Annotated in this window: 29 protein-coding genes and 1 pseudogene; 14 read left to right on the top strand and 16 right to left on the bottom strand. The window is 73.6% G+C overall.

Going from position 1 to position 25,796, the window contains the following annotated elements; genetic code table 11:
• On the bottom strand, nucleotides 1–322 hold a 322-nt coding region (locus tag AB6N24_RS14935; RefSeq protein ID WP_412870178.1), incomplete at its 3' end, for a M17 family peptidase N-terminal domain-containing protein.
• A gap of 165 nt (nucleotides 323–487) precedes the next feature.
• Here AB6N24_RS14935 and AB6N24_RS14930 point away from each other — a divergent pair.
• The 4 genes from AB6N24_RS14930 to AB6N24_RS14915 all read left to right on the top strand — a co-directional run bounded on the left by AB6N24_RS14930 (nucleotide 488) and on the right by AB6N24_RS14915 (nucleotide 2,628).
• Nucleotides 488–844 (top strand): hypothetical protein, encoded by a 357-nt coding sequence (locus AB6N24_RS14930; RefSeq protein WP_412870177.1) that lies wholly within the window; start codon nucleotides 488–490, stop codon nucleotides 842–844.
• Nucleotides 841–1,278, top strand: coding sequence for a hypothetical protein (locus tag AB6N24_RS14925; RefSeq protein WP_412870176.1), 438 nt, complete (start codon nucleotides 841–843; stop codon nucleotides 1,276–1,278). Before AB6N24_RS14930 ends, AB6N24_RS14925 begins: the two co-directional genes overlap by 4 nt.
• A 79-nt stretch (nucleotides 1,279–1,357) precedes the next feature.
• Nucleotides 1,358–2,416: a quinone-dependent dihydroorotate dehydrogenase gene (locus AB6N24_RS14920; RefSeq protein ID WP_412870175.1), complete on the top strand. Its 1,059-nt coding sequence runs from the start codon at nucleotides 1,358–1,360 to the stop codon at nucleotides 2,414–2,416.
• Nucleotides 2,416–2,628, top strand: coding sequence for a hypothetical protein (locus tag AB6N24_RS14915; protein WP_412870174.1), 213 nt, complete (start codon nucleotides 2,416–2,418; stop codon nucleotides 2,626–2,628). Before AB6N24_RS14920 ends, AB6N24_RS14915 begins: the two co-directional genes overlap by 1 nt.
• 109 nt (nucleotides 2,629–2,737) lie before the next feature.
• Here the strand turns inward: AB6N24_RS14915 and yczR are convergent, their stop codons facing one another.
• Nucleotides 2,738–4,213 carry a MocR-like transcription factor YczR gene (gene yczR, locus AB6N24_RS14910; protein ID WP_412870173.1) on the bottom strand — a complete coding sequence of 492 codons (1,476 nt, stop codon included), beginning with the start codon at nucleotides 4,211–4,213 and terminating at the stop codon, nucleotides 2,738–2,740.
• A gap of 60 nt (nucleotides 4,214–4,273) precedes the next feature.
• Here yczR and AB6N24_RS14905 point away from each other — a divergent pair, with 60 nt between their 5' ends.
• Nucleotides 4,274–4,456 carry a hypothetical protein gene (locus AB6N24_RS14905; RefSeq protein ID WP_412870172.1) on the top strand — a complete coding sequence of 61 codons (183 nt, stop codon included), beginning with the start codon at nucleotides 4,274–4,276 and terminating at the stop codon, nucleotides 4,454–4,456.
• Nucleotides 4,457–4,524: 68 nt separating this feature from the next.
• Entirely contained in the window at nucleotides 4,525–5,124 is a 600-nt protein-coding gene (yczE, locus tag AB6N24_RS14900) for a membrane protein YczE (RefSeq protein ID WP_412870171.1), read from the top strand.
• A 90-nt stretch (nucleotides 5,125–5,214) separates the two neighbouring features.
• On the opposite strand, the gene AB6N24_RS14895 is transcribed toward yczE, so the two are convergent.
• Complete coding sequence (locus AB6N24_RS14895; protein ID WP_412870170.1) at nucleotides 5,215–6,225, bottom strand: aldo/keto reductase family protein; 1,011 nt, start codon at nucleotides 6,223–6,225, stop codon at nucleotides 5,215–5,217.
• Between the two features lie 70 nt (nucleotides 6,226–6,295).
• Nucleotides 6,296–6,901 (bottom strand): DUF3043 domain-containing protein, encoded by a 606-nt coding sequence (locus AB6N24_RS14890; RefSeq protein ID WP_412870169.1) that lies wholly within the window; start codon nucleotides 6,899–6,901, stop codon nucleotides 6,296–6,298.
• A gap of 32 nt (nucleotides 6,902–6,933) precedes the next feature.
• Between AB6N24_RS14890 and AB6N24_RS14885 the strand changes: the two genes are divergently transcribed.
• A complete protein-coding gene (locus AB6N24_RS14885; RefSeq protein ID WP_412870168.1) occupies nucleotides 6,934–8,376 on the top strand; it encodes a dipeptidase in 1,443 nt (480 codons plus the stop codon).
• A gap of 133 nt (nucleotides 8,377–8,509) precedes the next feature.
• Here the strand turns inward: AB6N24_RS14885 and AB6N24_RS14880 are convergent, their stop codons facing one another.
• From AB6N24_RS14880 to nadA, 3 genes are read right to left on the bottom strand one after another with little or no spacing between them, the layout of a single operon-like run.
• On the bottom strand, nucleotides 8,510–9,073 hold the full coding sequence (locus AB6N24_RS14880) for an acyl-CoA thioesterase (protein WP_412870167.1): 564 nt from the start codon (nucleotides 9,071–9,073) through the stop codon (nucleotides 8,510–8,512).
• Nucleotides 9,074–9,077: 4 nt separating this feature from the next.
• The gene (locus AB6N24_RS14875) at nucleotides 9,078–9,677 is read right to left on the bottom strand and encodes a DJ-1/PfpI family protein (protein WP_412870166.1); all 600 of its coding nucleotides are present in this window, start codon (nucleotides 9,675–9,677) and stop codon (nucleotides 9,078–9,080) included.
• A complete protein-coding gene (nadA, locus tag AB6N24_RS14870) occupies nucleotides 9,674–10,888 on the bottom strand; it encodes a quinolinate synthase NadA (protein WP_412870165.1) in 1,215 nt (404 codons plus the stop codon). Before nadA ends, AB6N24_RS14875 begins: the two co-directional genes overlap by 4 nt.
• Before the next feature lie 41 nt (nucleotides 10,889–10,929).
• Here nadA and AB6N24_RS14865 point away from each other — a divergent pair, with 41 nt between their 5' ends.
• Together AB6N24_RS14865 and AB6N24_RS14860 are read left to right on the top strand one after the other, a co-directional pair.
• Entirely contained in the window at nucleotides 10,930–12,117 is a 1,188-nt protein-coding gene (locus AB6N24_RS14865) for a glycerate kinase family protein (protein WP_412870164.1), read from the top strand.
• Nucleotides 12,118–12,303: 186 nt separating this feature from the next.
• Entirely contained in the window at nucleotides 12,304–12,654 is a 351-nt protein-coding gene (locus AB6N24_RS14860; protein ID WP_034632266.1) for a HesB/IscA family protein, read from the top strand.
• Between the two features lie 91 nt (nucleotides 12,655–12,745).
• Here AB6N24_RS14860 and AB6N24_RS14855 read toward each other — a convergent pair whose 3' ends face one another.
• Nucleotides 12,746–12,973, bottom strand: a complete 228-nt coding sequence (locus tag AB6N24_RS14855) for a sulfurtransferase TusA family protein (RefSeq protein ID WP_412870163.1) — start codon at nucleotides 12,971–12,973, stop codon at nucleotides 12,746–12,748.
• A gap of 128 nt (nucleotides 12,974–13,101) precedes the next feature.
• Complete coding sequence (locus AB6N24_RS14850; RefSeq protein ID WP_412870162.1) at nucleotides 13,102–14,325, bottom strand: cysteine desulfurase family protein; 1,224 nt, start codon at nucleotides 14,323–14,325, stop codon at nucleotides 13,102–13,104.
• A gap of 200 nt (nucleotides 14,326–14,525) precedes the next feature.
• Between AB6N24_RS14850 and ctaC the strand changes: the two genes are divergently transcribed.
• From ctaC to AB6N24_RS14835, 3 genes are read left to right on the top strand one after another with little or no spacing between them, the layout of a single operon-like run.
• Nucleotides 14,526–15,401 carry an aa3-type cytochrome oxidase subunit II gene (ctaC, locus tag AB6N24_RS14845; protein WP_412870161.1) on the top strand — a complete coding sequence of 292 codons (876 nt, stop codon included), beginning with the start codon at nucleotides 14,526–14,528 and terminating at the stop codon, nucleotides 15,399–15,401.
• On the top strand, nucleotides 15,401–17,212 hold the full coding sequence (ctaD, locus tag AB6N24_RS14840; protein WP_412870160.1) for an aa3-type cytochrome oxidase subunit I: 1,812 nt from the start codon (nucleotides 15,401–15,403) through the stop codon (nucleotides 17,210–17,212). The genes ctaC and ctaD overlap by 1 nt, the downstream gene beginning before the upstream one ends.
• A complete protein-coding gene (locus tag AB6N24_RS14835) occupies nucleotides 17,209–17,607 on the top strand; it encodes a cytochrome c oxidase subunit 4 (RefSeq protein ID WP_412870159.1) in 399 nt (132 codons plus the stop codon). Before ctaD ends, AB6N24_RS14835 begins: the two co-directional genes overlap by 4 nt.
• Nucleotides 17,608–17,976: 369 nt before the next feature.
• Here the strand turns inward: AB6N24_RS14835 and AB6N24_RS14830 are convergent, their stop codons facing one another.
• The 5 genes from AB6N24_RS14830 to ctaE all read right to left on the bottom strand — a co-directional run bounded on the left by AB6N24_RS14830 (nucleotide 17,977) and on the right by ctaE (nucleotide 23,035).
• Nucleotides 17,977–18,603 (bottom strand): superoxide dismutase, encoded by a 627-nt coding sequence (locus AB6N24_RS14830; RefSeq protein ID WP_412870158.1) that lies wholly within the window; start codon nucleotides 18,601–18,603, stop codon nucleotides 17,977–17,979.
• Between the two features lie 131 nt (nucleotides 18,604–18,734).
• Complete coding sequence (qcrB, locus tag AB6N24_RS14825) at nucleotides 18,735–20,516, bottom strand: cytochrome bc1 complex cytochrome b subunit (RefSeq protein ID WP_412870157.1); 1,782 nt, start codon at nucleotides 20,514–20,516, stop codon at nucleotides 18,735–18,737.
• Nucleotides 20,513–21,547, bottom strand: coding sequence for a cytochrome bc1 complex Rieske iron-sulfur subunit (gene qcrA / locus AB6N24_RS14820; RefSeq protein ID WP_412870179.1), 1,035 nt, complete (start codon nucleotides 21,545–21,547; stop codon nucleotides 20,513–20,515). The genes qcrB and qcrA overlap by 4 nt, the downstream gene beginning before the upstream one ends.
• A 2-nt stretch (nucleotides 21,548–21,549) precedes the next feature.
• Entirely contained in the window at nucleotides 21,550–22,335 is a 786-nt protein-coding gene (gene qcrC / locus AB6N24_RS14815) for a cytochrome bc1 complex diheme cytochrome c subunit (RefSeq protein ID WP_412870156.1), read from the bottom strand.
• Between the two features lie 61 nt (nucleotides 22,336–22,396).
• Nucleotides 22,397–23,035: an aa3-type cytochrome oxidase subunit III gene (gene ctaE / locus AB6N24_RS14810; RefSeq protein ID WP_489672058.1), complete on the bottom strand. Its 639-nt coding sequence runs from the start codon at nucleotides 23,033–23,035 to the stop codon at nucleotides 22,397–22,399.
• A gap of 233 nt (nucleotides 23,036–23,268) precedes the next feature.
• On the opposite strand from ctaE, the gene AB6N24_RS14805 reads away from it, so the two are divergent.
• On the top strand, nucleotides 23,269–23,709 hold the full coding sequence (locus tag AB6N24_RS14805; RefSeq protein WP_412870154.1) for a DNA-binding transcriptional response regulator: 441 nt from the start codon (nucleotides 23,269–23,271) through the stop codon (nucleotides 23,707–23,709).
• The gene (gene trpD / locus AB6N24_RS14800) at nucleotides 23,706–24,752 is read left to right on the top strand and encodes an anthranilate phosphoribosyltransferase (RefSeq protein WP_412870153.1); all 1,047 of its coding nucleotides are present in this window, start codon (nucleotides 23,706–23,708) and stop codon (nucleotides 24,750–24,752) included. Before AB6N24_RS14805 ends, trpD begins: the two co-directional genes overlap by 4 nt.
• Nucleotides 24,753–25,022: 270 nt before the next feature.
• Here the strand turns inward: trpD and AB6N24_RS14795 are convergent, their stop codons facing one another.
• Nucleotides 25,023–25,304 (bottom strand): Lrp/AsnC family transcriptional regulator, encoded by a 282-nt coding sequence (locus AB6N24_RS14795; RefSeq protein WP_412870152.1) that lies wholly within the window; start codon nucleotides 25,302–25,304, stop codon nucleotides 25,023–25,025.
• Between the two features lie 7 nt (nucleotides 25,305–25,311).
• Nucleotides 25,312–25,796 (bottom strand): annotated as a pseudogene (locus AB6N24_RS14790) (DEDD exonuclease domain-containing protein); the annotation flags it as partial.

The raw sequence follows: 25,796 nt of genomic DNA, 5'->3' as shown, positions 1-25,796 counted from the left end.
ACGCGACGCCGGCGAGCTCGCGGGTCGCGGCGCCCGCCGCACGCCGCAGCGCCTCCGGCGTCACGGCGTCGAGCGGGCCCACGCCGGTGAGCACGAGGACCCCGGCCTTGAGGCGGCCGGCGCTGGGCAGGCGCCGCACCTCGTCCTGGTCGCCCGAGATCCCGAGCGCGACGGCGTGCGCCGTCACCTCGGTGCGGACCTCCTTCGGGAGGGCGTCGGGGTCGAGCAGCCGCGGACCCTGGTCGGTCCGGGCGACGCCCACCACGAGGGCGTCGACGTCGAGGTGGGCAGGGTCCTGGGAGGTGAGGGTCGCTCGGGGCACGCGTCGATCGTAGACCGCGACCTCCGCGAGCCCCCGGCGGCCTCGCCGTCAGCCGACGGGGCGGCGGGTCGCCGGGACCGACGTCACGGGGCGGCGCGTCGCCGGGACGGACGTCACGGGGCGGCGGCCGGTGGCGGTCCGCTCCGACGGGTAGCGTGGTCGCCCGTGCCAGGCCCCCTCACCGCGCTGGTCGCGGCCACGTCCCTCGCGCTCGCGGCGTGGGCCCTGTGGTTCGTCGTGCGCGACCGCGCCGTGATCCTGCGCCAGCTCTGGGGCGGTGCCGTCGTCGTGGGCCTGCTCGTCCTCCAGGCGGTCGTCGCGGGCGTCCTGCTCGCGCAGGGGGCGGCCTCGCCGGACGCGGCGCTGTTCTGGGGGTACGTGCTGACCCAGCTGATCCTGCTGCCGCTCGCCGCCGCGTGGGCGTTCGCGGAGCGCACCCGGTGGAGCTCGGTCGTGCTCCTGGGTGCCGCACTGACGGTCGCGTTCCTCGAGCTGCGCCTCACGCAGATCTGGGCCGGATGAGCGCCGGACGCGGCTCCGGCCGACCCACGAGCACCGCGTCCGGCCCGGGGCGTGCGCTCGTCGCCGTCTACGGGATCTTCGCGCTCGCGGCGAGCGCACGTGCGGCGTACCAGATCGCCACGAAGCTCGACGAGGCGCCGCTCGTGTACGGCCTCTCGGCGCTCTCGGCGCTCGTCTACGTGCTCGCGACCGTCGCCCTCGCGCGCGGCGGCGGGCGGTGGCGCACCGTCGCCTGGGTCGCGGTGGGCATCGAGCTCGTGGGCGTGCTCACGGTCGGCGCGCTCTCGGTGCTCGACGCCGGGGACTTCCCGGACGAGACGGTGTGGTCGGGGTTCGGCCAGGGGTACGGCTACGTCCCGCTCGTGCTGCCGTTCCTCGGGCTCGCGTGGCTGTGGCGCACGCGCCCGGCGGACGGCGACGGCCCGACCCCCTGACCGCGGGCGGCTCGGGTGGCCCCCCGCCGGCCCGGTCACGGCCGCCGGTCGCCGTGCCGCGGCGGCTAGGTTGTCAGCCGTGTACAGCCTCCTGTTCCGACTCGTCCTGAGCCGCCTCGACCCCGAGCGGGCGCACGAGCTGGCGTTCGCGCTGATCAGGCTGGTCGGCGAGCTGCCGCCGCTGCGTGCGCTCGTCGGCCGGTTCGCCGCCCCTCCGCCCGCTGCGGCGGTGACGGCCCTCGGCCGCACGTTCCCCGCACGGTTCGGGCTGGCCGCGGGCTTCGACAAGAACGCCCGGGCGGTCCCCGGGCTCGTGATGCTCGGGTTCGGCTTCGTCGAGGTCGGCACGGTCACCGCGCACCCGCAGCCGGGCAACGAGAAGCCGCGGCTGTGGCGCGTGCTCGACCAGCGCGCGCTGCGCAACCGCATGGGGTTCAACAACGAGGGCTCGTCCGCGGTGGCGCTCCGCCTGCGCCGGCTGCGCGCGACGCCCCGGGGCCGCGCCCTGGTCGTGGGCGTGAACATCGGCAAGACCAAGGTGACCCCGGCCGAGGACGCGCCGGGCGACTACGCCACGAGCGCCGGGCGGCTCGCCCCGTACGCGGACTACCTCGTCGTCAACGTGTCGTCGCCGAACACCCCCGGCCTGCGCGACCTGCAGTCCGTCGAGGCGCTGCGCCCGATCCTCGAGGCCACGCGCGTCGCCGCCGACGAGGCGACGGAGCGCGCCGGACGTCCGCGCGTCCCGCTCCTGGTCAAGATCGCTCCCGACCTGTCCGACGACGACGTCGACGCGGTCGCCGACCTTGCGCTCGACCTCGGGCTCGACGGCGTGGTCGCGGTCAACACGACGATCGCGCACGACCTGGGCCCGGGCGGGCTGTCCGGCCCGCCGGTCCTCGCGCGCGGCCTCGACGTCGTCGCGCGCCTGCGCACGCGGCTCGGTCCGGACCCCGTCGTCATCGGGGTCGGCGGCATCACGACGGCCGCGGACGCGCGCGAGTACGTCGCCGTCGGTGCGACGCTCGTGCAGGGGTACACCGGGCTGATCTACCGTGGCCCCTTCTGGGCCGCGGGCCTCAACCGCGCGCTGGCAGCCGACGCCGCGCGCGCCGCGGCACGTGCGGGAGGCAGCTGATGGTGGTCCGGCCGCAGTGGGAGTGGACGTTCGACGACGCCGACGGCAGGCGCCTCGACCAGCCGGGCAGCCCGGCGTTCACGAACCAGTACGACGCCGAGCAGTGGCTCGGCGAGCAGTGGCGCGCGCTCGCGGCGGGCGGGGCGCACTCGGCCCAGCTGCTGCACGACGGCGCGCCCGCCACGCCGCCGCTCGTCCTGCACGTGCCCTAGCGCGCGACGGGCGCCCGGCGACGTCGGCCGGGGCGGAGCGGCCGGCGGCAGGCGGTGCCGGCCGGTGCCGGTCCGTGGCCCGTCCGCGTCCGTCTGCGCCCGTCCGAGCTCAGACCATCGCCTGCACGGGCGCCGAGCGGCGGGCGTCCTGCGGCATGCCGAGCGCGGCCCACGCCGCCGCGAGCCCGCGCACGCCGTTCTCGAGCACCTCGACGGGCTCGCTGAACGTGAGCCGCAGGTGCCGCTCGAAGCTGCCGTCGACCGCGAACGCCGGCCCGGGCAGCACGCGCACCCCGTGCCGGACCGCGAGCGCCGTGAGCGCCGACGCGACGGGCGCCCCGAGGTCGGGCCACAGCGACAGCCCGCCCGCGGGCACGGGCACCTGCCAGGACGGGATCTGGTCCGCCAGCAGGCCCACGAGCAGGTCGCGCCGCTCGCGCAGCGCCGCGCGCCGGCCCGGCACGATCTCGTCGCGCCGGGCCAGGAGCTCGGCGGTCACGAGCTGCTCGAGGACCGCGGTCGCGATGTCCACGTGCCCGCGCAGCACCGCGAGCCGGGACACGAGGTCGGGGTGGGCGCGGACCCAGCCGATGCGCAGCCCGCCCCAGTAGGTCTTCGACGCCGACCCGACGGACACGACGAACCCCGAGGAGGCGCCGGCGCCCGCGAACGGCTCGGGCTCGGGGCCGTCGAGCGTGAGGTCGGTGAGCGCCTCGTCACCGACGATCACGGTGCGGTGGCGCCGGGCGAGCGCGCGGACGCGGTCGCGCGCCGCCGGGTCGAGGCTCGTGCCGGTCGGGTTGTGGTGGTCGGGGACCAGGTAGACGAGGCGGGGCGCGACCTGCCGCAGGGTCGACTCGAGCAGGTCGACGTCGACGCCCCCGGACGGCCCGGTGCTCACGGGCACGGGGACCGGGCGGCCGCCGGCGGCGCGCACGGTGTCGATGGCGTGGGGGTAGGTCGGGTGCTCGACCACGACGCGGTCGCCGGGCCCGACGTGCGCGTGCACGAGCAGGTTGATGGCCTGCTGGGCGCCGCTCGTGACGAGAACCTGGTCGGGGGTCGTCGGGGTGCCGCGCTCGGTGTACCGCGCGGCGATCGCCTCGCGGAGCACCTGCAGGCCGAGCGGCTCGTACCCGCGCCCGGAGAGGTAGCGGGGGAGCGCGTCGAGGGCGGTCACGTACGCCGGGTGCAGCGCGGACGGCGCGGGCGGGGCCGCGATGGACAGGTCGGCGACGTCCGGCTGCGACGGGCGCACGACGACGGGCGCGTGCACGCCCCGCGCACCCGACGCGGGCAGCGTCGTGACGGTCCCCGAGCCCTGGCGGCTGACGAGGAAGCCCTCGTCGCGCAGCGTCCGGTACGCGGCGGTCGTCGTGGTGCGCGAGACGCCGAGCGCCTCCGCGAGCTCGCGCTCGCTCGGCAGGCGTGTGCTCAGGGGGAGGGACCCGGCGTGCATCGCGGAGCGGACGCCGTCGGCCAGCGCGGCGTACGCCGGTCCGGGGCGCTGCCAGGCACCGAGCAGCCGCGCGAGTCCGTTCGCTGACAGCCGGCGGTCGTTGGGCAGGTCCTCGATCGTGGTCACGTGTCCACCTTCCCCCAAGTGGCTATTGATGGCAATGCCAACTCGCGATTGGCTGTGCCTATGGTCCTCTTCGCCGTCCTCGTCGCCGCCACCGTCCTCGTCGCCCTCGTGCAGCTCCCCGCCACCCTCAAGGGCGACGGCCTCGGGCACCGCCAGCCGCCGGCCTCCGAGCCGCACTGGGCCGACGGCAGCCCGCTCGCAGCGGGGCTCCCGACCGGCCCCCGCATCCGCGGCCTGGTGTGACGGTCCGCACCGCGCCCGGCGACGGGGCGGTGCCGTCGACCGGGGCGACGGCGGGCGACCGCCCGGAGATGCTCCCCACGACCCGGCGCACCCGTCGGTACGTCCAGCTGCTCGTGGGCCTCGTGCTCTACGCCGCGTCCATCACGCTGCTGGTCCGCGCCGGCCTCGGCTCCATGCCGTGGGACGTGCTCTCGCAGGGGGTCTCGCGTCGTACCGGGCTGTCGTTCGGGACGGTCACGGTCCTCGTCAGCGTCGTGGTGCTGCTCGTGTGGATCCCGCTGCGCCAGCGGCCGGGCATCGGGACCGTCGCGAACGTCGTCGTGATCGGCGCGCTCGTCGACCCGTTCCTCGCGCTGCTCGCCCGGCTGCCCGAGCAGCTCCCGCTCGCCGCCCGCGCTGGGCTCGTCGTCGCCGGGATCGTGCTGAACGGGCTCGCGACCGCGCTGTACGTCGGCGTCCGCCTGGGTCCGGGGCCACGCGACGGGCTCATGACGGGCCTCGTCGCCCGCACCGGCCGCTCGACGCGGCTCGTGCGCTCGACGATCGAGGTCGTCGTCGTGACCGTGGGCTGGCTGCTGGGCGGGACCGTCGGGCTCGGGACGCTCGCGTACGCGCTCGCGATCGGGCCGGTCGTGCACCACCTGCTGCCGCGGTTCACCGTCCGCTGACCCGGGCGCCGGCCCACCTCGCCCGCGTCGCCGCCGCCGGACGCACGACGGCCCGCCCTCCGCTGACCGGAGGGCGGGCCGTCGGCGTGCTCAGCGGGACTTCGGGGAGCTCTTCGCCGTCTCCGCGGGGTCCGAGATCACGGAGTCACCGAGGATCTCGTCGATCCGGTTCAGGAGCTCCGAGGGGATCTCGACGCCGGACGCCTTGACGTTCTCGGTGACCTGCTCGGGCCGCGACGCCCCGATGATCGCCGCCGCGACGTTCTCGTTCTGGAGCACCCAGGCCACCGCGAGCTGCGCGAGCGAGAGCCCGAGCTCGTCCGCGACCGGGCGCAGGTCCTGCACCCGCTGGAGGACGTCGGGCTTGTCGAGGAAACGCGCGATCATCTTCGCGCCCCCCTTGTCGTCGGTCGCCCGCGAGCCCGCGGGCAGCGGCTGACCCGGCAGGTACTTGCCCGTCAGGACGCCCTGCGCGATCGGCGACCAGACGATCTGCGAGACGCCGAGCTCCGCCGACGCGGGGACGACCTCCCCCTCGATGACCCGGTACAGCGCCGAGTACTGCGGCTGGTTCGAGATGAGCTGGAAGCCCAGCTCCTGCGCGAGCGCGTGGCCCTCGCGGATCTGGTCCGCGGTCCACTCGCTGACGCCGATGTACAGCGCCTTGCCCGAGCGCACGACGTCGGCGAACGCCTGCATCGTCTCCTCGAGCGGAGTCGAGTGGTCGTAGCGGTGCGCCTGGTACAGGTCGACGTAGTCGGTGCGCAGGCGCTCGAGGGAGCCGTCGATCGACTCGAGGATGTGCTTGCGCGAGAGGCCCGAGTCGTTGGGGCCCTGCGGACCGGTCGGCCAGTAGACCTTCGTGAAGATCTCCAGCGACTGACGGCGCTGACCCTTGAGCGCCTTGCCGAGCACCTTCTCGGCCTTGGTGTTGGCGTACACGTCGGCGGTGTCGAACGACGTGATGCCGGCGTCGAGGGCGGCGTGCACGCACGCGACGGCGGCGTCCTTCTCGACCTGCGAGCCGTGCGTCAGCCAGTTGCCGTAGGTGATCTCCGAGATCTTGAGCCCGGAGCGTCCGAGGTAGCGGTAGTTGACCATCCCGTCACCCTACGATCGCTCGCCGTGCCCGGCCCGCCTGCGGGCAGGCACCGCGCACGTGCCCGGGCCGTCAGGAGGGGTACTGGCCGTGCTTGACCTGCGGCTTGGGCAGCCGCGACGGGCGGATCTGGAACACGCGCAGCACGGCGTACATCGCGGTGCCCCGGACGATCACGTGCTCGCCGAACTTCGCACGGAGGCGCTTCTTCAGGCCGCGCCACATGAGGTAGGCGTCGAGCAGCATGACGAGGCTGAACGCGTAGAGCGCGAGGAGCACGACGAACGCCGCGTTCGGGTTGACCTGGGCGAGCACGATCTGCAGCACGAGCATCACGAGAGCGACCGGCAGGAACATCTCGCCGAGGTTCCAGCGCGCGTCGACGTGGTCACGGATGTACCGCCGCACCGGGCCCTTGTCCTTCTCGGGCAGGAACCGCTCGTCGCCGGTCTGCAGCGCCTGGTACTGGCGGTCGCGCGCGGCCCGCTGCTCGAGGCGCGCAGCCTTCGCGGCGCCCTTGCGGTCGGCCGGGACGAGGGGCCGGCGGTTGGCCGACTCGGCGACCTTGCGACGCGGCGTCGGGCGCCCCTTGCCCTCGCGGACGGCGTCGTCCGGCCCCGGGGTGCCGAGGGGCGCGGGGGAGGTGGGCTCCTGGTCCTTGCTGCTGCGTCCGAACACCCGTCCAGGGTAGTCGAGTAGCGTGCGGGTCCGTGACGAACGACTCCTCCACGCCCGCCGGCCCCACCCCCGCCGGCTCCCCGCTCGCACCCGACGCCTCGCTCACGACCGAGCAGGTCGAGGTGCTCCGGACACGCACCGCGCGCGAGTTCCCGCGCCTGCGCGCCGACCTCGAGGACCTCGTGCGGATCCCGAGCGTCTCCAACGCCGAGTTCGACCAGGCGCACGTCGCCGCGAGCGCCGACGCGGTCGCGGCCCTGCTGCGCGGCGCGGGCCTCGACGACGTCCGGGTGCTGCGCGTCGACGGCCCGGACGGCCGCCCGGGCGCACCCGCCGTCGTCGCGCGCCGACCCGCCCCGGACGGGGCGCCGACGGTGCTGCTGTACGCGCACCACGACGTCCAGCCGCCGGGCGAGGAGTCCGCGTGGTCGACCGCGCCGTTCGAGCCGACCGAGCGTGACGGGCGCCTCTACGGGCGCGGGGCCGCCGACGACAAGGCCGGCGTGATCGCGCACCTCGGCGCGCTGCGCGTGCTCGCCGACGACCTCGCCGTCGGCGTCACGGTCTTCGTCGAGGGCGAGGAGGAGATCGGCTCGCCGACGTTCCTGCCGTTCCTCACCGCGCACCGCGAGGAGCTCGCGGCCGACGTCATCGTCGTGGCGGACTCGAGCAACTGGCGCATCGGCGTCCCGGCGCTCACGACGTCGCTGCGCGGGCTCGTGGACCTCGAGGTCGAGGTGACCGTCCTGAAGCACGCCGTGCACTCGGGGATGTACGGCGGGCCGGTGCTGGACGCGGTCACGCTCCTCGCACGGCTGATCGCGACGCTGCACGACGTCGCGGGTGACGTCGCGGTGGCCGGCCTGACCACCGCGCCGGACCCGACCGTCGACTACGACGAGGCCGCGCTGCGCGCCGACGCCTCCGTCGTCGAGGGTGCCCGGCTGGCCGGGACCGGTCCGCTCACGGCCCGGCTGTGGACCCGGCCGGCGCTCTCCGTCATCGGTCTCGACGCGCCGAGCGTCGCGCGGGCGTCGAACACCCTGACCCCGACGGCGACCGCGAAGCTCAGCCTGCGCATCCCGCCGGGTCAGGAGCCCGCGGCGGCGCTCGCCGCGCTGCGCGAGCACCTGCACGCGCACGCCCCGCTCGGTGCGCGCGTCACGGTCCGCGACGGGGAGCTCGGCCGCCCGTTCCAGTCGCCGCAGGACTCCGAGGCGATGCGTGCCGCACGCTGGGCGTTCGCGCAGGCGTGGGGGACCGACCCGGTCGACGTGGGTGTCGGGGGCTCGATCCCGTTCATCGCCGAGCTGCTCGAGGTGTACCCGGACGCCGCGATCCTCGTGACGGGCGTCGAGGACCCGGACAGCCGCGCGCACGGCATCGACGAGTCGGTGCACCTCGGTGAGCTCGAGCGCGTGGTGCTCGCCGAGGCGCTGCTGCTGGCCCGGCTCGCGCGGGACGCCCGCGCCTGACGCCCGAGACCCCGGTCACCGACCGTCCGGCGGCCGGGCCCGGTGCGCGGTCGTCCACGGCCGTGCGCCGGGCTCGGTCTGCTCGACGTCCGGCGCTGGCGTCCCGGTCCTCGGGCCGTCCGGGCGTGAAGCGTCAGACCGCTCGGTGCGCCAGGTCCAGGGCCCGCGACCACGTGACGACCGGCTCGGGCAGCGGCGGACTGACCGGGTCCAGCCCGAACAGCTCGGCGACGTCGGGCGACGGCACCGTGCCGCCGCTGCGGGCGAGGAAGCGCGCGACGACCCACGCCTCCGCGACGACCTCGACGGCGCCGTCGCGCCCGGTCCGCTCGAAGCGCTGGTCGAGGTAGATGACCCGCTCGTCCCACCCGAGCACGCGCGTGACGATCGTGAACCGCTCCCACAGCGTCATCGAGCGGCGGAACCGGATCGACTCGCCGACCACGACGGGGAACCAACCCCGGGCGTCGAGCGCCGACTGCGCGCCCGAGCGCAGCGTCATGTCGACCCGCCCGATGTCGAGCAGCGTCAGGTAGGACCCGTTGTTGACGTGCCGCAGCAGGTCGAGGTCGTTGGGCATCACGCGCAGCGTCGTGCGGTACTCCCCGAGCGGGGACCCCGGGGACGGTGCGGACGGCGTGTGCGAGGACCGCCGTGCCCGCAGCCACACGAGCAGCAGGCGCAGGTACCGGTTCACCGGCTCAGACCGGGGGAGCGGGGTCGTACTGGATGCCGCGGCGGACCGCGCGCGCCTCGTCGACCGACTCCAGCCGCGCCACGAGGTGCAGCGCCATGTCGATCCCGGCCGACACGCCCGCGGACGTGACGACGTCGCCGTCGTCGACGAAGCGGGCCTCGGCGTCGATGAGCACCGTCGGGTCGAGCTGCGCGAGCTCGTCGAGCGCGCCCCAGTACGTCGTCGCCGGGCGGCCCGAGAGCAGGCCCGCCGCGGCGTACACGAGCGAGCCGGTGCACACGCTGGTCATGAGCGCGGTCGTCGACCGCAGCTGCCGGACCCACGCGAGGTGCTCGGAGTCCTTCGCGAGCGGGCGCGTGCCCTTCCCACCGGGGTAGACGACGACGTGCAGCGGACCCACGTCCTCGGCGGAGTGGTCCGGGACGAGGCGCAGGCCCTTCGAGCAGCGCACCCCGTTCCCGTCGCGGGAGAACGTCACGACCTCGGGCTTGAGCTCGGAGCGCTGCGCCCAGTGCGCGAGCACCTCGTAGGGCCCGACGACGTCGAGCTCCTCCGCGTCGTCGAACACGAAGATGCCGACCCGGACCGGGCTCTGGGTGCTCATGCGCCGTACCCCGGCAGCGCGAGCATCTGGTCGAGCGCGACGCGCGCCCAGTGGGCGTCGTCCGCGTCGACGACGATGCGGTTGACGACCCGGCCGGCCACGAGCGACTCGAGCGTCCACACGAGGTGCGGGAGGTCGATGCGGTTCATCGTCGAGCAGAAGCACACCGTCGAGTCGAGGTAGTGCACCTGCTTGTCCGCGTGCGCGCGAGCCAGGCGCCGGACCAGGTTGAGCTCGGTGCCGATCGCCCACGACGACCCCGCCTCGGCCGCGGCCAGCGCCTGGATGATGTACTCCGTCGAGCCGACCATGTCCGCCGCGGTCACGACCTCGTGCTTGCACTCGGGGTGCACCAGGACGTTCACGCCGGGGACGGCGGCCCGGATGTCGGTGACGTTGCGCTCGGAGAAGCGGCCGTGCACCGAGCAGTGCCCGCGCCACAGGATCATCCGGGCGTCCTTGAGCTGCTGAGCGGTGAGCCCGCCGTTCGGCCGGCGCGGGTCGAACACCACGCAGTCGTCGAGCGAGAGCCCGAGCTGGTTGATGGCGGTGTTGCGGCCCAGGTGCTGGTCCGGCATGAACAGCACCTTGCCCGTGCCCCCGACGCCGCCGACCTTGTCGAACGCCCACCGCAGCGCCACGTGCGCGTTCGACGACGTGCAGACCGTGCCGCCGTGGCGCCCGGTGAACGCCTTGATCGCGGCCGTGGAGTTCATGTACGTCACGGGGACGGTGTCCGCGGCGACGCCCGCCTCGACCAGCACGTCCCAGGCGTCCTCGACCTGGTCGATCGCCGCCATGTCCGCCATCGAGCAGCCCGCCGCGAGGTCCGGGAGCACGACCTGCTGGGCGTCGGACGTGAGGATGTCCGCCGACTCGGCCATGAAGTGCACGCCGCAGAACACGATGAACTCGGCCTCGGGGCGGGCCGCCGCCTCGCGCGCGAGCTTGAACGAGTCGCCGGTGACGTCCGCGAGGTCGATCACCTCGTCGCGCTGGTAGTGGTGGCCGAGCACGAACGCCCGGTCGCCGAGGGCCGCGCGGGCCGCGTGCGCGCGCTCGACGAGGTCGGGGTCGCTCGCCGCGGGGAGCGACCCGACGCACTCGACGCCGCGCTCGGAGGCGAGGTCGACCCCGCGCCCGAGGAGCAGCAGCGCCGAGGGGGCGGGCTCCGTGAACGTGGTGTCCTGCGGCGGTGTCGTGAGGCTCACGGCGCGATCTTCCCACAGCGCACCGTGACAGGATCGGCCCCGTGCGCGTGCTGATCGCCCCCGACGACTTCGGCGGGACCCTCACGGCCCAGGAGGCCGCGACCGTCCTGCGCGACGGCTGGCTGCGCGCCGTGCCGGCGTCCGACGTGCGCGTGTGCCCGCTGTCCGACGGTGGCCCGGGCTTCCTCGCGACGCTGCGCGCGAGCCTCGGCGGTGAGCTGCTCTCGGTGACGGTCCGCTCGCCGCTCGGGGACCCGGTCCCGGCCGCGGTGCTCGTGGTCGCCGGCGCGGACGGCCGTCCGGCGACCGCGTACGTCGAGTCGGCGCACGCCGCGGGCCTCGCGCTCGTCCCGCACGGGCGGCGCGACCCGGCCGTGACCAGCACGTACGGCGTGGGGGAGCTGCTGCGCGCGGCGGTCGCGACCGGCGCCCGGCGCGTGGTGGTCGGGCTCGGCGGGTCCGCGACGAACGACGCGGGCGCCGGGATGCTCGCGGCTCTCGGCGTCGGGGGCGCGCAGTCGCCGCTCGGGCGGGGCGGCGGGGAGCTCGGTGACGTCCTCGCCGACGACCTCGGCGCGCTCGCGGACGTCCGCTCGGGTCTGGCCGGCGTCGAGCTGGTCGGCGCGTACGACGTCGACGTGCCCCTGCTCGGCCTGCACGGTGCGAGCGCGGGGTTCGCGGCGCAGAAGGGAGCGACGCCCGTGCAGGCCCAGGAGCTGGAGCGCGCTCTCGGGCACTTCGCGCACGTCGCGGTCGGGGCGCTCGCCGGGTCCGTCCGCCCCGACCTGCTCGCGGGCGCCCGGCCGTCGGCGCCGGTCACCCGGCTCGCCGCGCAGCCCGGTGCGGGGGCGGCCGGGGGGCTCGGGTTCGGGCTCGCGCTCCTCGGCGCACGCCTGCTGCCGGGCTCGGCGCTCGTGGCGGACGCGGTCGGTCTCGGTGACCGCATCGCCGACGTCGACGTCGTGCTCACGGGCGAGGGACGGTTCGACTGGCAGTCGCTGCACGGCAAGGTCGTCGCCGCGGTCGCCGCACGCGCGCTGCCGCTCGCGGTGCCCACGGTCGTGCTCGCGGGGCAGGTCGACGTCGGGCGCCGCGAGTGGGGCGCCGCCGGGATCGCCGCGGCCTACGCGGTCGCCGAGACGCCCGAGCAGGTGCGCGAGTCGCTCGCGGACCCCGCGGGGACGCTCGGGCGCCGGGTCGAGCGCGTCGCGCGCACCTGGGCGCGCTGACGGCCGTACCCGGCGGCAGCGGGGCACGCGGCTCGGGCGGTCCGCCCGGCGCCGCTCAGGGGGTGCGCAGGAGGCATCCGGCCCGCGGCGTACGCTGAGGGAACAAGACGCGGCGCCGGGCTGTTGACGACGCTGACGAGAGTGCTGAGCACCACTCGACCTTTCCTCGAGGCACGGGAGCAACCAATGAGCGAGACCACCGAGACCGCGACGCACGGCGTCCTCCTCACCGACGTCGCCGCGGGCAAGGTCCGCAGCCTGCTCGAGCAGGAGGGGCGCGACGACCTGCGTCTGCGCGTCGCCGTCCAGCCCGGCGGCTGCTCGGGCCTGATCTACCAGCTCTACTTCGACGAGCGCGTGCTCGACGGCGACGCCCTCAAGGACTACGACGGTGTCGAGGTCGTCGTGGACCGCATGAGCGTGCCGTACCTCGACGGGGCGACGATCGACTTCGCCGACACGATCGAGAAGCAGGGCTTCACGATCGACAACCCGAACGCGGGCAGCTCGTGCGCGTGCGGTGGCTCGTTCGGCTGAGCCGACCGCTCGAAGCGTTCACCGCAGCGTCGGAAGGGCCCGGCACCCGAGGGTGCCGGGCCCTTCCGCGTGCCCGACGTGTCTCCCTCCGTCAGTCCGCCGCCCGCACCCGCACGGTGATCGCGAGCGCGCCGTCGGGCTCCGCGTGCGACGCCACGACCGTGTGGCCGCGGAGCCGGGCCCACGCCGGCACGTCGTGCTGTGCTGCGGGGTCCGTCGAGACGACCGTGAGGACGGCGCCGGGAGCGGCGTCGCGCGCCGCACGGGCGAGCCGGATCACGGGGACCGGGCAGCGGAGCCCGCGTGCGTCGACCACCACGCCGTCGCGGTGGCCGGCGGAGTCCCGACCGGCGCCGCCGGGAGCGCCCGCGGCGGGGGGCCCGGCGCCGGCCGACGCGTCGTCACGGTCGTGCGGCCGTCCCCCCGGCCCGCCGGTGCCCACCCGGCTCAGAGCCCCTCGACGCCGAGCACCGCGCGCACCCGCGCGACGGCACCGGGGAGGGCCGCGAGGAACCGCTCGACGTCGTCCTCGGTCACGTCCACCGGCAGCGCGAGCCGCACGTTGCCGTGCGTGAGCACGCCCATCGCCGCGAGCACGTGGCTCGGCTCGAGCGCGCTCGACGTGCACGCCGAGCCGGAGCCGACCGCGAAGCCGAGCCGGTCGAGCTCGGTGACGAGCGCCTCCCCGTCGACGTAGAGGCACGAGAACGTCACGACGTGCGGCAGGCGCCGGTCCGAGTCACCGACCACCTCGACGTCCGGGACGTCGGCGGCGACCCGCTCCCGGACGCGGGCGACCAGGGCGCGCCGTCGGGCGTCCTGCACCTGCCGCTCCGCGAGCGCCGCCTGCAGCGCCACCGCCGAGGCCAGCGCGGCGGGCACGCTCACGCCGCCGGGGAACCAGCGGTCCTCGTCCTCGGGCCAGCTGGGCGCACGGCGCACCCCGGCCCGCGTCACGACGACGCCCACGCCCGCCGGGCCGCCCCAGTCGCCGGGGTCGGCGGCCAGCACGTCCCAGGCGTCGGGGACCGCGGCGTGCCCGAGGCTCGCGCCCGCGTCGACGAGCAGCGGGACACCGGCCGCGCGCGCCGCCTCGTGCACCTCCTCGACGGGCTGCACCGTGCCCACCTCGCCGTTCGCGTGCTGGAGGGCGGCGAGCGCGACGCCGGGGGAGCGGAGCGCGGCCCGGTAGGCGTCGAGGTCCACGCGCCCCTCGCGGTCGACGCCCACGGCGACCCGGGACCCGGTCGCCGGCGACCACGGCTGGGCCGCGGCGAACTCCGCCGCGGACAGCACCGCAGCGCGCTCGGTCGCGCCGACCACCACGTCCCGGCCCGACCGGCGCCGGCCGCGTGCCACGGACAGCACCGCGCCGTGCAGGCCCACGGTGTGCGACGGCGCCAGGTCGACCTCCTCGGTGCGCGCGCCGACCGCGGCGGCGAGGGCCTCGCGCGCGCCGTCGAGCAGGAGCCGCGCGCGCCGGCCCTCCGCGTGGAGCCGGCGTGGGTCGGCCCAGCCCTGGTCGAGCGCCTCGTCGAGCGCCGCGCGCGCGTGCGGGCTCAGTGGTGCGCGCCCTCCCGCGTCGAGGAAGACGCGCCGGGTGGGCGTGGGATGCGTCACACCCGGGGGCGGACCGTCGGCGGGTCCCGGTGCTCCGACGTGCGTGCTCACCCGCGCACGCTAGCGCGCGGCGGCCCGACGGGGCCCCGCCGAGGCCGGTCACGATGCTGACGCGGCGTCGCCATGCCGCTCCCTCGGAGCGAATCCGTGCCGCACAGGCGATAGGCTTCCCGGGAATGAGGACGAAGGTCCCGGGAAACCTCCGCCAGCACCCGGCGGCGTGCCGCCGGGACGTGAGTGAGAGGTCCCGCGTGCACTCGCAGAATCCCCGCCGGCACCAGCGGCCCGCCGTGAGGTGGGCGACCCTGGTCGCCGTCGTGTCCATCGCCCTGGCGGGCTGCTCCGCCGAGGTCCAGCGCGGCTGGCTGCCCGGCAGCTCCGAGGCGGAGGTGACCGACCAGACGGGCCGGATCACCAACCTCTGGGTCGGCTCGTGGATCGCCGCGCTCATCGTCGGCGTCATCACGTGGGGCCTGATGCTCTGGTGCATCACGGTCTACCGCAAGCGCAAGAACGACAACACGCTGCCGGTGCAGCTGCGCTACCACGTGCCGCTCGAGGTCATGTACGTGGTCCTCCCGCTGATCATGGTCGGCGTGCTCTTCTACTACACGGCGCGCGATATGTCGGCGATCAACGACACCAGCGAGGAGCCGGACCTGACCGTCCAGGTCATCGGCAAGCAGTGGAGCTGGGACTTCAACTACCTCGACGACGAGGTCTACGACACGGGCCAGCAGGCGCAGGGCATCGGTGAGCCGGGCGTCCTCGCCGAGCAGCCCACGCTGTACCTGCCCGTCGACGAGACGGTGCGCTTCGTGCTCGACTCGCGCGACGTGAACCACTCGTTCTGGATCCCGGCGTTCCTCTACAAGCTCGACGTCATCCCGGGGCGGACCAACCAGTTCCAGGTCACCCCGCAGGAGGTGGGTGACTACACCGGCAAGTGCGCCGAGCTGTGCGGCGAGTACCACGCGTCGATGCTGTTCAACGTCAAGGTCGTCGAGCGAGCCGAGTACGACGCGCACATCGACGACCTGCGCGAGCGGGGCCAGACCGGCGAGCTCGGGCTCGACTTCAGCCGCGTCCAGGACCTCGACTCGCCGTCGCAAAGGAGTGAGGACTGATGACCGCCACCGCCGAGCGGATCCCCGGGCTGGCGCCGCGTCGCCAGACCCTCGGCCGGACCGTCATCAAGTGGGTGACGTCGACCGACCACAAGACCATCGGGTACCTGTACCTGATCTCGTCGTTCGTCTTCTTCTGCATCGCCGGCGTCATGGCGCTGCTGATCCGTGCCGAGCTGTTCGAGCCCGGCATCCAGGTCGTGCAGACGCCCGAGCAGTACAACCAGCTGTTCACGATGCACGGCACGATCATGCTGCTGCTGTTCGCGACGCCCCTCTTCGCCGGCTTCGCGAACATCATCATGCCGCTGCAGATCGGCGCCCCCGACGTCGCGTTCCCGCGGCTCAACATGTTCGCGTACTGGCTGTACCTGTTCGGCGGCCTCATCGCCGTCGGCGGCTTCCTCACGCCCCAGGGCGCGGCGTCGTTCGGCTGGTTCGCCTACACGCCGCTGTCGACGACGGCGTACTCGCCGGGCCTCGGCGGTGACCTGTGGGTCTTCGGCCTCGCCCTCGGTGGCTTCGGCACGATCCTCGGTGCGGTCAACTTCATCACCACGATCGTCTGCATGCGCGCACCCGGCATGACGATGTTCCGGATGTCCGTGTTCACGTGGGGCGTCCTCGTGACCAGCCTCCTCGTGCTCATGGCGTTCCCGCCGCTGGCGTCGGCGCTGCTCGCGCTCGGCGCGGACCGGCGGCTCGACGCGCAGGTGTTCAACCCCGAGAACGGGGGAGCGATCCTCTGGCAGCACCTGTTCTGGTTCTTCGGGCACCCCGAGGTGTACATCATCGCGCTGCCGTTCTTCGGCATCGCCTCGGAGATCATCCCGGTCTTCAGCCGCAAGCCGATCTTCGGCTACAAGGGCCTGATCTACGCGTTCTTCGCGATCGCCGCCCTGTCCGTGACGGTGTGGGCGCACCACATGTACGTCACCGGCGCGGTGCTGCTGCCGTTCTTCGCGCTCATGACGATGCTCATCGCCGTCCCGACCGGTCTGAAGTTCTTCAACTGGATCGGCACGATGTGGCGCGGGAAGATCACGTTCGAGACACCGATGCTGTGGACGCTCGGCTTCCTCGTGACCTTCCTCTTCGGCGGGCTGACCGGCATCATTCTGTCCAGCCCGGCGCTCGACTTCCACGTCTCCGACACCTACTTCGTGGTAGCGCACTTCCACTACGTGGTGTTCGGCACCGTCGTGTTCATGATGTTCGCCGGCTTCTACTTCTGGTGGCCCAAGTTCACGGGCCGCATGCTCGACGAGCGCCTCGGCAAGGTGCACTTCTGGCTGCTGTTCGTCGGCTTCCACCTGACGTTCCTCGTGCAGCACTGGCTCGGCGTCGTCGGCATGCCGCGCCGGTACGTGGACTACTCGCCCGAGGACGGGTTCACCTGGATGAACCAGCTCTCGACCGTCGGCTCGGTGGTCCTCGCGGCCTCGACTCTGCCGTTCCTCTGGAACGTCTACGTGACCTGGCGCAAGGCGCCGCTGGTCACCGTTGACGACCCGTGGGGCTTCGGTGGCTCGCTCGAGTGGGCCACGAGCTGCCCGCCGCCGCGGCACAACTTCACGTCGCTGCCGCGCATCCGGTCCGAGCGCCCCGCGTTCGACCTGCACCACCCCGAGGTCGCCGCGCTCGACCAGGCCGCACCGGACCAGAACGTCCTCGACGAGCTGCTCGGCGAGGCCGACCTCACCGGGCAGAAGGAGCTTGCGGACGAGCGGGTGCGCAACGGCACCGGCGAGCCCGAGCAGTCGAGCACGACCGTGCTCCCGGACGAGAACGACCAGGAGGGTCACCGGTGAAGCTCGAGGCCAAGCTCTTCCTCTACGGCATCCTCTTCTTCGTCCCCGTCGGCCTGATCTACGCGGTGTGGAGCGACGGCGAGCCGGTCGGCACGCTCGGCATCCCGCTCGTGGGTGGGCTCGTCGGGATGATCGGCGGCTACCTCGCACTCCTGGCGCGGCGCATCGACGCTCGTCCGGAGGACGACCCGCTCGGTGAGATCGAGCAGGGCGCCGGCGACCAGGGCGTGTACAGCCCGTGGAGCTGGTGGCCGCTCGCCATCGCCCTCGCGGCCGCGCTCGTCTTCGCGGGGCTCGCGATGGGCTGGTGGCTCGTCGGTCTCGGCACGGTGCTCGGGCTGGTCGCGCTCGTCGGCTTCGTGTTCGAGTTCTCCCGCGGCCAGCACGCGCACTGACGACAGCCGGGCACGCGCCCGCTGACGTCGACGCAAGCACCGAGAGCGCCGGTACCCCGAAGGGTGCCGGCGCTCTCGTCGTACCCGGGCGACTGCACGCTCGTCGGCGTCGGCGTCGGCGTCGGCGTCGACGAGTCGAGAGCGGGGCTGTCCGCGTCCCGGGCGCCTGCTCAGGAGCCGCAGCGCACGCCCGTCGCAGCGCACGCCCGTGGGGGCGCACCGGCGCTCGCAGAGCCGTGCGGGCCGGGAAACAGCTCGGGCCGTGACGGGCCCGGGTGCGGCTCAGGCCGGCTACCGGCCCCGAAACGACTCCGGCCGGTCCCAAGGTCACGAGGACCCGGAACCGGCCGGAGAAGGCGCTCAGAGGCGTCAGGCGGGGACGATCAGTCCCGCCGTCTGGGTGCGCGCACGCGCGAGGCGCTCGCCCGCGTCGGCCCAGTTGACGATGTTCCACCACGCCTTGATGTAGTCGGCGCGGACGTTCAGGTAGTCCAGGTAGTACGCGTGCTCCCAGACGTCGAGCATGAGCACCGGCACGAGGCCCAGGGCGATGTTGCTCTGCTGGTCGTAGAGCTGGCCCACGACGAGCTTCTGGCCGATCGAGTCCCACGCGAGGATCGCCCAGCCGGAACCCTGCACGCCGGCCGCGACGGCCGTGAAGTGCTTCTGGAAGCCGTCGAACGAGCCGAAGAACTCGTCGATCGCCGCGGCGAGCTCGCCGGACGGCGCACCGCCACCCTCGGGGGAGAGGTTGTTCCAGAACACCGTGTGGTTGACGTGACCGCCGAGGTTGAACGCGAGGTTCTTCTCGTGCAGGTTCACCGACGCGAGGTCACCGCTCTCGCGGGCCTCCGCGAGCTTCGCCAGCGCGGTGTTCGCGCCCGTGACGTAGGCCGCGTGGTGCTTGTCGTGGTGCAGCTCCATGATCTTGCCGGAGATGTGGGGCTCGAGCGCCGCGTAGTCGTACGGGAGCTCGGGAAGGGTGTAGTCAGCCATAGGTGGTGCCTCTCCTGCGTCAGGCCGCGGCGGACCGCGGCGTCGTCGGGTGCTCCGTCAGATACATATCGAGAGGGCGCCGCGCCCTGGGGGTGCGGCGCCCTCTCGGTACGACCAACTCTTGCGCGGGCTCAGCGATTCCGCGCGTCCGTCTCGGGGTTGCCGGTCTCGGGGCCCACGAGGTGCTGTCCGCCGCCGACGGTCCCGGTGGCCGAGCCCTCCTGCGAGCCCGAGCCGCCCGTCGCGGAACCGACGAGACGGGTGCTCTCGTTGCTCTCCGGTGCCGCGATCGTGTCGTGCTCGCCGTGCGAGTGCGCCGCGGCCAGCTCCGCCGGGGTGACGGGCTCGACACGGTCCTCGTAGAAGAGCCGCGACAGTCGCTGCCGGAGGCGGTCACGCCCGTAGCCCTTGCGGCGGACGCCGCGCGAGTCCTCGGCCGGCTCGATCTCGAGCGGGCGACGGGGCTCGTGCTGCACCAGGAGCCAGCGCTCGTGCTCGTCGAGCGGGCGGTGGACCTCGATGTACTCGCCGTGCGCGAAGCGGACGATGCGGCCCGTCTCGTGCCCGTGGAGCACCAGCTCGCGGTCCTTGCGCTGGAGACCCAGGCAGATGCGCTTGGTGATCCAGAACGCCAGGACCGGCAGGACGAAGAACAGCACGCGGAAGACCTCGATGATGTCGTTGATCGACATCGAGAACTGCGCGCCGATGATGTCGTTCGACCCGGCGAGGACCAGGACGGTGAACGCCGTGAGGATCGCGACGCCCATCGCCGTGCGGAAGGGGGCGTTGCGCGGGCGGTCGAGCACGTGGTGCTCGCGCTTGTCGCCGGTCGCGGCGGCCTCGACGAACGGCCACACCGCGAGCACGGTGAACAGGATGCCCGGCACGACGACAGCGGGGATCAGCACGTTGAGCGACAGCGTGTAGCCGCCGATCACCCACTCCGTGCCCTGCCCGGGCATGAGCCGGAGCGCACCCTCGAGGAAGAGCATGTACCAGTCCGGCTGGGCGCCGGCGGACACGGGGGAGGGGTCGTACGGACCGTAGTTCCACACCGGGTTGATCGTCATGGTCGCGGCCATGAGCGCGATCACGGCGAAGACCAGGAAGAAGAAGCCACCGGCCTTCGCGGTGTACGTCGGGAACAGCGGGTAGCCGACGACGTTGTTGTCGGTCCGGCCCGAGCCCGGGTACTGCGTGTGCTTGTGCAGGACGACGAGCAGCAGGTGCAGCCCGACGAGCGCGAGGATGAGGCCCGGCACGAGCAGGACGTGCACGGTGAACAGGCGCGGGATCAGGTCCTGGCCCGGGAACTCGCCACCGAAGATGAAGTACGACAGGTAGCTGCCGATGATCGGGATCGACCGCACGACGCCGTCGGTGATGCGCAGGCCGTTGCCCGAGAGGACGTCGTCCGGGAGCGAGTAGCCCGAGAAGCCGGCCGCGAGGCCGAGGATCAGCAGCACGAAGCCGACGACCCAGTTGATCTCGCGCGGCTTGCGGAACGCACCCGTGAAGAACACGCGCATCATGTGCGTGACGATCGCCGCCATGAACAGCAGCGCCGCCCAGTGGTGGATCTGACGCATGAGCAGGCCGCCACGGACCTCGAACGACAGGCGCAGCGTCGAGGCGAACGCCTCGGACATCTCCACGCCGTTCATCGCGGCCCACGGGCCCTCGTAGTGCGTCTCGGCCATGCTCGGCACGAAGAACATCGTGAGGAAGACGCCCGAGATGATGAGCACGACGAGGCTGAACAGCGCGATCTCGCCGAGCAGGAACGACCAGTGGTCGGGGAAGATCTTGCGCGCGAACGTCTTGACCGCGGTACCGATGCCGGTCCGCTGGTCGAGGTAGTCCGCGGTGGCGCCGGCGGCGGCGCCCGTGCGGGTGGTCGTGGTGGTCACTTCAGGCGCTCCCAGTAGCTCGGACCGACAGGCTCGTGGAAGTCGGACTGCGCGACGATGTAGCCCTCGTCGTCGACCTCGATGGGCAGCTGAGGCAGCGGCCGGTTGGCGGGACCGAAGACGACCTTGGCGCCGTCGGCAACGTCGAACGTGGACTGGTGGCACGGGCAGAGCAGGTGGTGCGTCTGCTGCTCGTAGAGCGCCACGGGGCACCCGACGTGGGTGCAGATCTTCGAGAAGGCGACGATGCCGTCGTACGACCAGCCCTCGCCCTGCTCGGACTTGAGGTCGCGCGGGTCCATCCGGATGAGGAGCACGACGGCCTTGGCCTTCTCGTCGAGCGGGTGCTCGGCCTCGTGCAGGTCCTCGGGGATGACGTGGAAGACCGAGCCGATGGTGACGTCCGCGGCCTTGATGGGCTCGCCGGACGGGTCGAGGGCGAGCTTCGTGCCCTTCTTCCACCACGTGTGCTTGAACTTCGAGACGTCCCAGTCCTCGCCGACCTCGCCGATGAGCGGCAGGGCGATGGTGAGCGGGAAGATCGCGAGCGCCGACGCGAACGCGCCCTTGAGCACGCCACGGCGACCGATGCCGGAGTCCTCGGCGCCGTCCTTGAGCGCCTGGATCGCGCCCGCGCGGTTCTCGTCGGAGCTGCGCTGCGGGTGACGCTCCTCGGCGCGCTCGTGGTCGTTCATGAGCGCCTTCGCCCAGTGGACCGCGGCCGCACCGATCCCGAACAGGCTCAGGAACAGCCCCAGCCCGAGGAAGAGGTTCGAGCGCTGCATGCTCTGGGGCGTGTCGCCGAGCGGCACCACGAAGTACGCCGCGATGAAGACGATCGTGCCGAGCAGCGAGATCAGGAAGAGCGCGACGATCTGGCGCTCGGCGCGCTTGTTCGCGGCCGGGTCGACGTCGCCGAGGCGCGGTCGGTGCTCCTCGAGACCGGGGTTCTCGAAGCGGTCCGGGTAGTGGCCGCCGTCGCGGTGGACCTCGACGGCCTCGGTGTTCCCGGGGACCGGGTTGTGCTGCATGCTCACGAGGACCTCGCTCCGATCCAGACGGACGTACCGATCAGCAGGCCGATGCCCACGAGCCAGATCCACACGCCCTCGCTGACGGGGCCGAGCGATCCGAGCTTGATGCCACCGGGGGACGGCTCACGCTGAGCGTCGATGTACGCGATGATGTCGCGCTTCTCCTCCGGGGAGAGGTTGGCGTCGTTGAAGACCGGCATGGACTGCGGGCCCGTGAGCATGGCCTCGTAGATGTGCCGCGGCGAGGTCTCGGTGACCGACGGGGCCCATTTTCCCTCGGAGAGCGCGCCGCCCGCGCCGACGGCGTTGTGGCACATCGCGCAGTTGGTGCGGAAGAGGGCCATGCCGTTGGCGACGTCGCCCTGGGCCGGGTCGACCATCTCCTCGCTGGGCACCGACGGGCCGGCGCCCAGGGAGGCGACGAACGCCGCGAGCTGCTCGATCTGCTCGTCGGTGAACTGCACCTCCTTGGCGGGGGCCTGCGGGCCGTTCGCCTGCATCGGCATGCGGCCGGTGCCGACCTGGAAGTCGACCGAGGCCGCGCCGACGCCCACGAGCGACGGTGCTGCGTCCGTGCCCTCCGCCGACGGGCCGTGGCACGTCGCGCAGTTGGCCTGGAAGATCTTCTCGCCGGTGGCGATGTCGTCGCTGCCCGCCGCGGCCGGCGCGGCGTCGGCCGCCTGCGGCGCGAGGACCGCGTAGAGCCCTCCGGTGAGCAGCAGCGCCAGCAGGAGCAGCACGGCCGGTGCGTACCGGTGGTGCCTGCGGGCTGCGAGTGCCTTCACGAATCGATCCTCGTCTCGCACGTTGGGGAAGGGTGGAACCGCGCGCCGCTGCCCGAGGGCGTCAGCGCAGGAGGTAGATGACCGCGAACAGCGCGATCCAGACGACGTCGACGAAGTGCCAGTAGTACGACGTCACGATCGCGGTGGTCGCCTCGTGGTGACCGAACCGCTTGGCGGCGAACGAGCGGCCGAGCAGGAACAGGAAGGCGATGAGTCCGCCGACGACGTGCAGGCCGTGGAAGCCGGTCGTGAGGTAGAAGACCGAGCCGTACGGGCTCGAGGCGATGGTGAGGCCCTCGTGGACGAGCTCGGCGTACTCGTACACCTGGCCGCCGATGAAGATCGCGCCCATGACGTAGGTCATGGTCATCCACTCGTTCATGCCCCAGCGGCCGACCTGGAGCAGGCTCCCGGTGCGCGCGGGCTGGAACCGCTCGGCCGCCCACACACCCATCTGGCACGTGACCGACGAGAGCACCAGGATCGCGGTGTTGATCGCGGCGAACGTCAGGTTGAGCTTCTGCGTCTGCTCGGCCCACTCGTCGGGCACCGTCGCCCGGAGAGTGAAGTACATCGCGAACAGGCCCGCGAAGAACATGAGCTCGCTGGCCAGCCACACGATCGTCCCCACGGAGACGGGGTTGGGCCGGTTCACGCTCACGTGGGGTGCGGTGCGAGGGGCAGCCGTTGCAGTCGACACCCGTTCATTATGGCTGATGACGCTCGTGCGTGGGTCGTAGGACCCACCCACGGGGAGCGGTATATGTCACAGCGTCACCTCAGCACTGTGACTCCGGGGCCTCCCGGGGCTCGTGCGGGGCGACTCGCAGCCCCGGTGGCGACGCGCGGAACGGCGTCCCCGACCTGCACAACGGCCGCGTCGGCGTGCCAAGATGCCGGGGCACGCACGTCGACGACGAATGAGGACGCACCATGGTCACGGCCGACCCGCACGGAGCTGACGCGACGGACGAGCGCGAGCGCGCCCCCCGGATCCTCCTCTACAGCGACGACGTGGACACGCGCCAGCAGGTGCTGCTCGCCGTGGGGCGGCGGCTGCGCCGCGGGGCGCCCGACATCGCGTGGGTCGAGGTCGCGACGCCCGCAGCCGTCCTGAGCCAGGTCGACGGCGGCGGGTTCGACGTCCTCGTGCTCGACGGCGAGGCCGGCAAGGCGGGCGGCATGGGGATCGCCCGCCAGCTCAAGGACGAGATCTTCCGGTGCCCCCCGATCCTGCTGCTCACCGGCCGGCCCCAGGACGCGTGGCTCGCGTCCTGGTCGCAGGCCGACGCCGTGCTCAGCCAGCCGCTCGACCCGATCGACGTGCAGCGCGTCGTGGCCGAGCTGGTCGGTGCCGCGGCGAGCGCCGGATGAGCGCGGGGCACACCTGGCCCGACCTGCTCACGGCGCTCGTCCAGGGCCGGGACCTGACGCGCGAGCAGTCGACGTGGGCGATGGGCGAGATCATGGCCGGCAGCGCCTCGCCCGCACGCGTCGCCGCGTTCCTCGTGGGGCTGCGCAGCAAGGGCGAGACGGTCGAGGAGTTCCGCGCGCTCTCCGACGTCATGCTCGCCAACGCGCACCGGTTCACGGTCCCCGGACGGACGGTGGACATCGTCGGCAGCGGCGGCGACCGGACGCACACCGTCAACATCTCGACGATGGCGGCCATCGTGATCGCGGGTGCGGGCCTGCGTGTCGTGAAGCACGGCGGCCGCGCGGCGTCGTCCTCCTCGGGCTCCGCGGACGTCCTCGAGGCGCTCGGGATCCGGCTCGACCAGCCCGTCGAGCGCGTGGCCGCCCTCGCGACGGAGGTCGGCATCACGTTCTGCTTCGCCCAGGTCTTCCACCCGTCGATGCGGCACGCGGCGGTCGTCCGCCGTGAGCTGGGCGTCGCCACCGCGTTCAACTTCCTCGGCCCGATCACGAACCCGGCGCAGCCCGCCGCGAGCGCCATCGGGGTCGCGGACGCGCGGATGGCGGGCCTCGTGGCCGGCGTGCTCGCGGCGCGGGGGTCGAGCGCGCTGGTGTTCCGCGGCGACGACGGGCTCGACGAGCTCGCGCCGACCGGCCCGGCGCGGGTCTGGGAGGTGCGCGCGGGCGAGGTCCTGGAGCACCGCCTCGACCCGGCCGCGGACCTCGGGCTGGAGCCGGTCACGATCGCGGACCTGCGTGGGGAGGACGCCGCGTACAACGCCGGCGTCGTGCAGCAGGTGCTCGCGGGCGAGGCGGTCCCGTCGCGCGAGACCGTGCTGCTCAACGCGGCGACGGGCATCGTGGCGGACGGGACGCTGCCGGGTACGGCGGACGGACCGCTCGTGGACCGGCTGCGTGCCGGGATGGAGATCGCGCGCCGGTCGGTCGACGACGGAGCCGCCGCTGCGGTCCTCGAGCGCTGGCGGGCCGCGGCGGTCTGAGCGGGGGCGCGACGCGGCGTTCCCGAGCGGGGGCGCGCAAGGTGGCGGTCTGAGCGGAGGCCCGCGAGGTGGCAGTCTGAGCGGAGGCCCGCGAGGTGGCGGTCCGAGCGGAGGCCCGCCAGGTCGCGGGCCGAGCGCGAGCCGGCGACGCGACGCGTGTGCTCGGGCCGCCGCGGACCGAGGCGCGCGCCGTCCGGCGTGGTCGGGCGGCGGGCGGAGCGGTCGACGCGGCCGCTCGGCGGCTCCCGCGGTCCGGCGGCGCCCGGTGGCTCAGTCCTCGATGCCGAGGTCGAACGCCTGCTCGAGGTCGTGCTTGGAGTACGCGCGGAACGCGATGTACGTCTGGGTGCGCAGGACCCCCTCGATCTTGCTCACCCGGTCGGCGATGACGTCCGCGAGGCCCTCGTGCTCGCGCACGCGCACGAGGGCGATGAGGTCGACCTCCCCGGTGACGGAGTACACCTCGCTCACGCCGGGGACGTCGGCGATCGCGGCGGCGACCTCGGGGATGCGGGCGGCGTCGGTGTCGATGAGGACGATGGCGGTCAGCATCCCGCCATCATGCCGCGCCGGTCGACCCCGTGCCGGTGGACCCCGTGCCGGTGGGTCCCGCCGCGGTCGACCCGGCACCGGGATCCAGCGCCCCTGGGACGTCGGCCGTGGTCGGTGCCCCGGGAGCCCCGACGGAGGCGGCGGTCTCGAGGTCGTGCGCGAGGTAGGCCGCGACGCGTCCCGCGGTGCTCGCCGGATCCGCGTACGCCTGGGCGCCGCCGACCGGGCACGTCCAGCCCTCGGGCGCCAGCACGAGCCGCACACCCGGCTGGTCGAGCCAGCTCAGCACGAGGTCGGCCTCCTCGGGGTGGCACGCCGGCGCGGGCACCGCGGGCGCGGCGACCTCCTCGCCCGACAGCCGCAGGGACTCGATCGCGGGCCAGGGGTCCACCCCGCGCGGGACCGTCGCCGTGCCGGCGAGGCGGCCGTGCCGGACCAGCACGACCTCCCACCCGCCGGCCTCGGCGCGCCGCGCCGCGACGAGCTCCGGGC

The organism is Cellulomonas jepli, from assembly GCF_047229345.1.
GTDB lineage: Bacteria > Actinomycetota > Actinomycetes > Actinomycetales > Cellulomonadaceae > Cellulomonas_A.
Note: the sequence above shows the minus strand (reverse complement) of the source record. Positions and strands in the feature narration are given on the sequence as shown.

What these genes read in the sequence shown, in the direction of transcription:
- AB6N24_RS14905 (WP_412870172.1), top strand. Translation starts at nt 4,274, where the DNA reads ATGGTCCTCTTCGCCGTCCTCGTCGCCGCCACCGTCCTCGTCGCCCTC.
- yczE (WP_412870171.1), top strand. Translation starts at nt 4,525, where the DNA reads ATGCTCCCCACGACCCGGCGCACCCGTCGGTACGTCCAGCTGCTCGTG.
- trpD (WP_412870153.1), top strand. Translation starts at nt 23,706, where the DNA reads ATGAGCGCGGGGCACACCTGGCCCGACCTGCTCACGGCGCTCGTCCAG.
- qcrA (WP_412870179.1), bottom strand. Translation starts at nt 21,547, where the DNA reads ATGCAGCACAACCCGGTCCCCGGGAACACCGAGGCCGTCGAGGTCCAC.
- AB6N24_RS14860 (WP_034632266.1), top strand. Translation starts at nt 12,304, where the DNA reads ATGAGCGAGACCACCGAGACCGCGACGCACGGCGTCCTCCTCACCGAC.
- AB6N24_RS14895 (WP_412870170.1), bottom strand. Translation starts at nt 6,225, where the DNA reads ATGGTCAACTACCGCTACCTCGGACGCTCCGGGCTCAAGATCTCGGAG.
- AB6N24_RS14805 (WP_412870154.1), top strand. Translation starts at nt 23,269, where the DNA reads ATGGTCACGGCCGACCCGCACGGAGCTGACGCGACGGACGAGCGCGAG.
- AB6N24_RS14925 (WP_412870176.1), top strand. Translation starts at nt 841, where the DNA reads ATGAGCGCCGGACGCGGCTCCGGCCGACCCACGAGCACCGCGTCCGGC.
- AB6N24_RS14830 (WP_412870158.1), bottom strand. Translation starts at nt 18,603, where the DNA reads ATGGCTGACTACACCCTTCCCGAGCTCCCGTACGACTACGCGGCGCTC.
- AB6N24_RS14795 (WP_412870152.1), bottom strand. Translation starts at nt 25,304, where the DNA reads ATGCTGACCGCCATCGTCCTCATCGACACCGACGCCGCCCGCATCCCC.
- ctaD (WP_412870160.1), top strand. Translation starts at nt 15,401, where the DNA reads ATGACCGCCACCGCCGAGCGGATCCCCGGGCTGGCGCCGCGTCGCCAG.
- AB6N24_RS14875 (WP_412870166.1), bottom strand. Translation starts at nt 9,677, where the DNA reads ATGAGCACCCAGAGCCCGGTCCGGGTCGGCATCTTCGTGTTCGACGAC.
- AB6N24_RS14915 (WP_412870174.1), top strand. Translation starts at nt 2,416, where the DNA reads ATGGTGGTCCGGCCGCAGTGGGAGTGGACGTTCGACGACGCCGACGGC.